6 protein-coding genes are annotated in these 6,400 nt (G+C 56.9%); 2 read left to right on the top strand and 4 right to left on the bottom strand.

What is annotated here, in order from left to right; all coding sequences use genetic code 11:
• Positions 1-522: OmpA family protein (locus WCA53_RS18495; RefSeq protein ID WP_423913749.1), on the top strand; the 522-nt coding region annotated here is incomplete at its 5' end.
• A 157-nt stretch (positions 523-679) separates the two neighbouring features.
• On the opposite strand, the gene WCA53_RS18500 is transcribed toward WCA53_RS18495, so the two are convergent.
• From WCA53_RS18500 to WCA53_RS18510, 3 genes are all read right to left on the bottom strand, one after another.
• Positions 680-2,335: a bifunctional aspartate transaminase/aspartate 4-decarboxylase gene (locus WCA53_RS18500; protein WP_423913753.1), complete on the bottom strand. Its 1,656-nt coding sequence runs from the start codon at positions 2,333-2,335 to the stop codon at positions 680-682.
• Between the two features lie 993 nt (positions 2,336-3,328).
• Positions 3,329-4,390: an alkene reductase gene (locus tag WCA53_RS18505; protein WP_423913755.1), complete on the bottom strand. Its 1,062-nt coding sequence runs from the start codon at positions 4,388-4,390 to the stop codon at positions 3,329-3,331.
• Between the two features lie 54 nt (positions 4,391-4,444).
• Positions 4,445-4,741, bottom strand: coding sequence for an ArsR/SmtB family transcription factor (locus WCA53_RS18510; protein WP_423913758.1), 297 nt, complete (start codon positions 4,739-4,741; stop codon positions 4,445-4,447).
• A 205-nt stretch (positions 4,742-4,946) separates the two neighbouring features.
• Between WCA53_RS18510 and WCA53_RS18515 the strand changes: the two genes are divergently transcribed.
• Complete coding sequence (locus tag WCA53_RS18515; protein WP_423913761.1) at positions 4,947-5,126, top strand: hypothetical protein; 180 nt, start codon at positions 4,947-4,949, stop codon at positions 5,124-5,126.
• Between the two features lie 31 nt (positions 5,127-5,157).
• On the opposite strand, the gene WCA53_RS18520 is transcribed toward WCA53_RS18515, so the two are convergent.
• Positions 5,158-6,400, bottom strand: a 1,243-nt coding sequence (locus WCA53_RS18520) for a methyl-accepting chemotaxis protein (protein WP_423913764.1), incomplete at its 5' end; no start/stop codon positions are given.

A 6,400-nucleotide genomic window follows, 5' to 3' on the forward strand; every position in this document is an offset into this window, starting at 1 on the left:
TACAAGGACCAGATTCGGATCGAGATCACGAGCGAAGGTCTGCGCATCGAAATCGTCGACTCGCTCAAGCGTCCGATGTTCGCGTCGGGTAGCTCGAAACTCGAAGACTACGTAACGACGATCCTCACGCAGATCGGCGCGTCGCTGAACGACGTCAACAATCGCGTGTCGATAGCGGGGCACACGGACGCGGTGGCCTATTCCGGCGGACAGGCTGGCTATTCGAACTGGGAACTGTCGAGCGAGCGCGCTAACGCCGCGCGTCGTGCGTTGATTGCGGGAGGGATGAGCGAAGGCAAGGTCCTGCAAGTGCGCGGACTCGCAGACGTATTGCCGCTGAACAAGGACGTGGCCGACGAACCGACCAACCGCCGCATCAGCATTCTCGTGCTGAACCAGGCCGCGGAGGAAGCGTTCTTCAAGGACGGCGGCCGTACCGCGGTGGATGAAACGCAACCCGCGAGCGCTGTCATTCCTTCCGTGGTCGGTGAAATGGCGGGGAAGCCGCATATCACGCCCTGACATTCCCTCTGACACTGACCCGCTCATAGACGGATAAGAACGGGCAGCAAGTTGCGACGCGGCAGGTACTAACGACTTGAGCTTCTGGTGTAAGAACGGGCCGCTGTTTCCAGCGGCCCGTTCGCATTGACAGCGCCCTCTTTCTATCGTTCTACGCTCAGAGCACCTTGTTCTTGTCGAGCGACTTGCCCGTTGCACCGTTATAACGCTCGACGTACTCCACCATCAACGCGCGCATTGCGCGGCCGATCGCCTTGTAGTCGCTCTCGTTGAGGTTCGCGAGCGACACCCGTCCCGATGGATGTTGCGTCCCGAAGCCACGCCCCGGCAACAAGACGACGCGCGCTTCCTTCGCGAGCCTGAATAGCAACTCGGTCGGCTCCGTGTTCTTGAAGAGCCACTCGACAAATTCAGGACCGTACGCGCGGTTACCGAGGTATTCAAGGTCGACGATCGTGTAGTAGTCGACCAGGTTTTCATCGGTGTCGTCCAGACTGATGCCGATCTCGCGATACAACGCCTCCTTGCGGCTTCGAATCAGGCGCTTGAGCGCCTTCTTGTAGGCCTCGGGCGTATCCATTAGCGAGAACAACGAGAACAGCACCATCTGCACCTGCTGCGGCGTGGAAAGACCGGCCGTGTGGTTGAGCGCGACGGTGCGGCTGTCCGCGACCAGCCGATCGATGAATTTCAGCTTCTCCGGCTCTGTCGTGATCGATTCATAGCGCTCGTGCAACTGCTCGCGCTGTTTTGCCGGCAGCTTGCCGATCAGTTCGTCGATCACGTTCTCGCGATGCATCGCGATGGTGCCCAGGCGCCAGCCCGTTGCACCGAAGTACTTGGAATACGAATACACGAGGATCGTGTTCCTCGGGCATAGCGCGAACAGCGAGACGAAGTCGTCTGCGAACGTACCGTACACGTCGTCAGTGAGAAGGATCAGGTCCGGCCGCTCCTTCACGATCTCCGCGATGTATTCGAGGCTCTCAGTGTTGAGCTTGACCGAAGGCGGATTGCTTGGATTCACTAGGAAGAAAGCCTTCACCTTCGGGTCGCGCAGCTTGTCCAGCTCCTTCTTCGAATACTGCCAGCCGAGTTCCACGTCGGCATCGAGATTCACTACATTGAGTTGATAGTCATTGAGACGCGGAATCTCGATGTAGGGCGTAAAAATCGGTGAACCGAGCGCAATGGTGTCACCGGGCTTGATCAGGTGATTCTCGCGCATCGTGTTGAAGATGTAGGTCATGGCGGCCGTTCCGCCTTCGGTCGCGAAGACATCGAAGTCGCCGACGAACGGATGCTTGCCGATCATTTCCTGGCGCAGGTACTGCGCCACGATAACCTCCGACAACTTCAGCATCCGGTCGGGCACCGGATAGTTCGATGCGAGGATGCCCTCGCACATCTCGTAGAGGAAATCGCTGCCGTTCAGGCCCATCTGGTCGCGCACATAGGACAGGACGCCGCGCAGGAAGTCGACGCCGGGCACGCCCTTGTTATCGCGCGCGAAAATCTCGAAGCGCTCTTCGAGCCCTTCGCGCTTTGGAAACCCGCCAAGGCCTTCCGGCATGTGAGCGAACGAGCGCTCCGATTCGCGCATGGCGAAGAGGCCAAGCTGCCAGAAGCCGTGACGCGGAATGGTCGCGAGGAAATTCGGGTTGCCACGGCCCGCATTGAGCATCGCCGCGTTAGCGGGTCGCTCGACCGCCCCGCCACCTGCCGCCTTGATCAATTCGTCCTTCAGTTCGAACGGGCTGAGCGCCGCGATCTTGGATTGCTCTTGCGAACCTGCCTTAGTTGACTTCGTCATCCAATACCTCCAGAAATGATCGACTGCGTGAGGAGGGACATCTTCAATTCGAGCGGGCCCCTCCGGGATAAAGCGGCTATAAGGATTTTAAGTTTATCGGTCGGGTTTGCAGCCGGCTATAAGATTCATTGCGCCAATTCTTTGAAACTGGTTTTCGTAACGGTTTTAGGTGGCATGCCGGTTGGCTTTACCTGATTCCTGGCATGCGGACGTGATCATTTTAAATTCCAAAATAATCGGGAGCTATTCTTGCGAATTTCGATTTATCAGTTCCGGGGGTAAAACTGCTTTATCCTTATCGCTACGACTAACCCTGGCATACGTTTGCGGGCGATTTGAAAAACCGGTGTCAGTATAAATTCTCAATTCGTTAACTATTGCCATCGGATTGCCGTGCATGAACCGGGCCGTTCAGTAGACACTTTAATGAAAGCGAATACAAGCGTAGCGTGAAGTCGTTATATCTGCCGAATTACACATTCGCACGGATTACTTCAACTTGACGAATTATCAAGTCAATTTCGCAACGACGCTTATTTCAATCCAAGCACCCATTACTCTGAGCATTTAAATTCCCGTAACAACCTCACCGAATTTTCTTTGTCGCCGCTCTCTAATAAAGCATGTCGATACCATTTCATTCCGCAAGTCGCCACGGACGGCCAAGAACGCGAGGCGAAGAGGTTGAGGGGGGCATGAACGGTAGCGACAAATGGCTGAGCCAAAAACGCACAAGGAGTGTGAGGCCGGGATACCCATCGTACAAAGAGGGTGAGTCGCGCGACGACACCTAAAACCGTGCCAACGCGGCAGAATAACAGTCTGAAGTACTGACGAAAAAAGCGGTTTTTCTTCGATTGCCTTCCATTGCGACGACAAGGAACGCTAAGTACTGCCACGCATGGCGGAGCACGCGCGGACCGCGAAGAAAGTAAGTTCTCCGCGGTCCGTCAATCAACAAATCACCGACATGTCAACCGGCCAAAGGCAAACTCACTCGATGGTCTCAAGTGTCGGATAATCTGTATACCCCTCGGCACCACGCGCATAAAACGTCTCAGGAACAGGCGCATTGAGAGGAGCGCCGCTCTCGAACCGCTTGACGAGATCCGGGTTAGCGATAAACAGTTGGCCCCAGGCGACCGCATCGGCGTCGCCCCGATCGAGCGCGGCCTGAGCGCTTTCCTGGGTGAACTTCTCATTGACGATATAAACCCCACCGAACGCTGCCTTCAACTGAGGCCCGAGCGAATCGGCATCGGTCCGTTCCCTAGCGGCAATAAACGCTATCCCGCGATTACCTAACTCACGAGCGACATAGCCAAACGTCGCGGCGCGATCGCTGTCACCCATCGTGTGCGAATCGCCACGCGGCGCGAGATGCATGCCGACGCGATCGGCACCCCACACCTCGATACATGCGTCAACTACTTCCAGCATCAAGCGAGCGCGGTTCTCGATCGATCCACCGTAGATATCGGTACGCTTATTCGTGCTGTCCTGCAGGAACTGGTCGAGCAGATAGCCATTTGCGCCATGTACTTCAACACCATCGAATCCGGCGAACTTGGCATTTTCCGCGCCCTTGCGGAACGCCGCCACAACACCCTTGATCTCGTTCAGTTCGAGTGCGCGTGGAACGACATACTCGCGTCGTGGGCGCACGAGGCTGACATAACCGCCTGGTGCGATCGCACTGGGTGCGACGGGAAGACCGCCATTGAGGAAGACCGGGTCTGAAACACGGCCTACGTGCCACAACTGCAGGAAGATCTTGCCACCGGCTTCGTGCACGGCCTTGGTCACAAGCTTCCAGCCTTCAACCTGCTCGTCGGACCAGATGCCAGGCGTTTCGGCATAGCCCACGCCTTGTGGCGTGACCGAGGTCGCCTCGCTGATAATGAGTCCAGCCTCGGCGCGATCACGATAGTACTGCGCCATCAGCGCGTTGGGCACACGTTCCTCGCCTGCCCGTTGACGCGTCAGCGGCGCCATGATGATACGGTTGCGAAGCGTCAGGGCACCTACTTTTAGCGGATCGAAGAGACTTGGCATTTAAATGGACTCCTAATTAACAACTGAAGGGAAGCAACGTCGTTGGCAAGCGAATCAAAGCGTTCTGTGAAGCTGCTCGAGAAACGCTTCGATCGTCGCTTCGTCGCGTTTGAAGAATACCCACTGCCCTACTCGCCTCGACGTAACCAGGCCCGCTTTGTGAAGCGTGGCAAGGTGAGCCGAGACTGTGGATTGCGACATATCGCAGCGCGCGTCGATCTGTCCGGCGCACACGCCATTCGCGAGCGGGAAGTCCTGTTCGCGGAAATACGCCTGGGGCTCCTTCAACCAGACGAGAATTTCTCGTCGGACGGGGTTCGCCAGGGCTTTGTGAATAGCGTCGATATCCATGAGAACGGGTAAGCAGGCGAATCGTCATTAAGCGAAGTATATTTCGTAAAAGTACGATATACAAGGATATCACTGATTGCGATAGGGCTAATACCTAGAAGCGTGGAGAGACAAGTTGAACAAAACGCAAAGCCCGCCATCACCTGCCACAAACAGGCGCACAATCAATTTTTCGCGTTTCTCACGAATCCCCTAAGGAGTAGCCATGAGTACCGAAGCTGTGAAGAAGTTGTTGGCAGAGTTCGACGACCTCGCATCCAAGAGCGAGAACGAGGACGTTCAATTTCTAATAAGGGCCATCAAGCTGCACGCGGAAGTCATCAACTCCCGCCTCAGCGCTCTCGAGGCAACCGCAAATGCTTCGGCCAAGCATTCGCCGAAGTAGCGTCGAACGGTCGGACCACGGGCCCGATCGATCAAACGCTATACGCGAGCCGCAACCCACCCCAATGACGACCTCCAACCATAATCGGCGCGGACACGTCTTTCATTAGCGTGTATTGCCCGGCTCCCATATCGCGTCGATACGTTTGCAACAAAAACGGTTTGGTATGCGTACCGGAAGCCAAACCGGTCCTGTCGTTGAAAATACGCCGGTTGCGCGAGTTGGCGGCATTCCAGACCGGGTCGTCACCCTGAGGCTGGGAAAACTTTTTGTTGTGCGTTGGCAGATACCCCTTGGTGTCGACCGCGGCACAGAACACAACGCGCTTATCCAGCACCAGCAAGGGCTCCTGGATCTCGGGCAAGATCCGGTCGGCGACCTTGATATACCGGGTCGTGAATTGCTCGGGATTTGTGCCGGCCGTCGGACTGTAGGCATGGTCGAACAGGTCCGCTGCAGAGATCTCGCCGCGCGAAATGGCCTGCTCGAAAGCCCGTCCGATCTTCTGCGCGGCCGTTACGACCGCCTGGATAAATGGCGTATCCGGCGTTTCTATGCCCGCTGCGGCAGTCAGTTCGATCAAGGTTTCAGACACCCCGAGCAGCTTGCTCAATTGATCGCGGGCCTTGGTGAAACTCGTGCTTGACCGCTCAACTCCGGTGACCATCTCGGAAACTTTCGACTCGAGCCCGCTGCATTGCTGGTCGATAGCTTCTGTCTGCAGCGCAATTTGCTCGGCTTCGACGCTCAATGTGGTTATCGCCTTCCCCGTGGTCGACACGACTTCGCCGATCGCGTGCGTGCCTTCCTTGACTCGTTGCGCACGCACGGCACTGGCGGAACCCTCAGCCATCAACAGATCAGCCTGGCCTGACAGTTTTGCCAGCGTGGCGCCGATTTCCGAGGTTGCCTGAGCGGTCTTGGCGGACAACGCCTTGACCTCGGATGCGACTACAGCGAAGCTCTTGCCGAATTCGCCGGCACGAGCCGCTTCTATCGCGGCGTTCAAAGCCAGCAGGTTGGTCTGGCGCGCGATAGTCGAGATCCCTTCAGAAATTTTGCTGACTTCGTTCAATGACTCACGCAACGTCTCGATCTCGGCAGCCATCACCGAGACGCTGTCGACCAGGCCGTGGATGTCTGCAAGGGAAACCCTGACGGTTTCCTCGGATTGACTCACTTCGGACGCGGCCTGGTCCGCCACAATACGCATCTGGCGCGCTGCGGCTGCAATCCGCTGATTGCCTTCCATTGTCGACGTCGCGGAACGCTGC

Origin of the sequence: Caballeronia sp. (genome assembly GCF_049581465.1) — a bacterium.
GTDB lineage: Bacteria > Pseudomonadota > Gammaproteobacteria > Burkholderiales > Burkholderiaceae > Caballeronia.

What these genes read in the sequence shown, in the direction of transcription:
- WCA53_RS18500 (WP_423913753.1), bottom strand. Translation starts at nt 2,335, where the DNA reads ATGACGAAGTCAACTAAGGCAGGTTCGCAAGAGCAATCCAAGATCGCG.
- WCA53_RS18510 (WP_423913758.1), bottom strand. Translation starts at nt 4,741, where the DNA reads ATGGATATCGACGCTATTCACAAAGCCCTGGCGAACCCCGTCCGACGA.
- WCA53_RS18515 (WP_423913761.1), top strand. Translation starts at nt 4,947, where the DNA reads ATGAGTACCGAAGCTGTGAAGAAGTTGTTGGCAGAGTTCGACGACCTC.
- WCA53_RS18505 (WP_423913755.1), bottom strand. Translation starts at nt 4,390, where the DNA reads ATGCCAAGTCTCTTCGATCCGCTAAAAGTAGGTGCCCTGACGCTTCGC.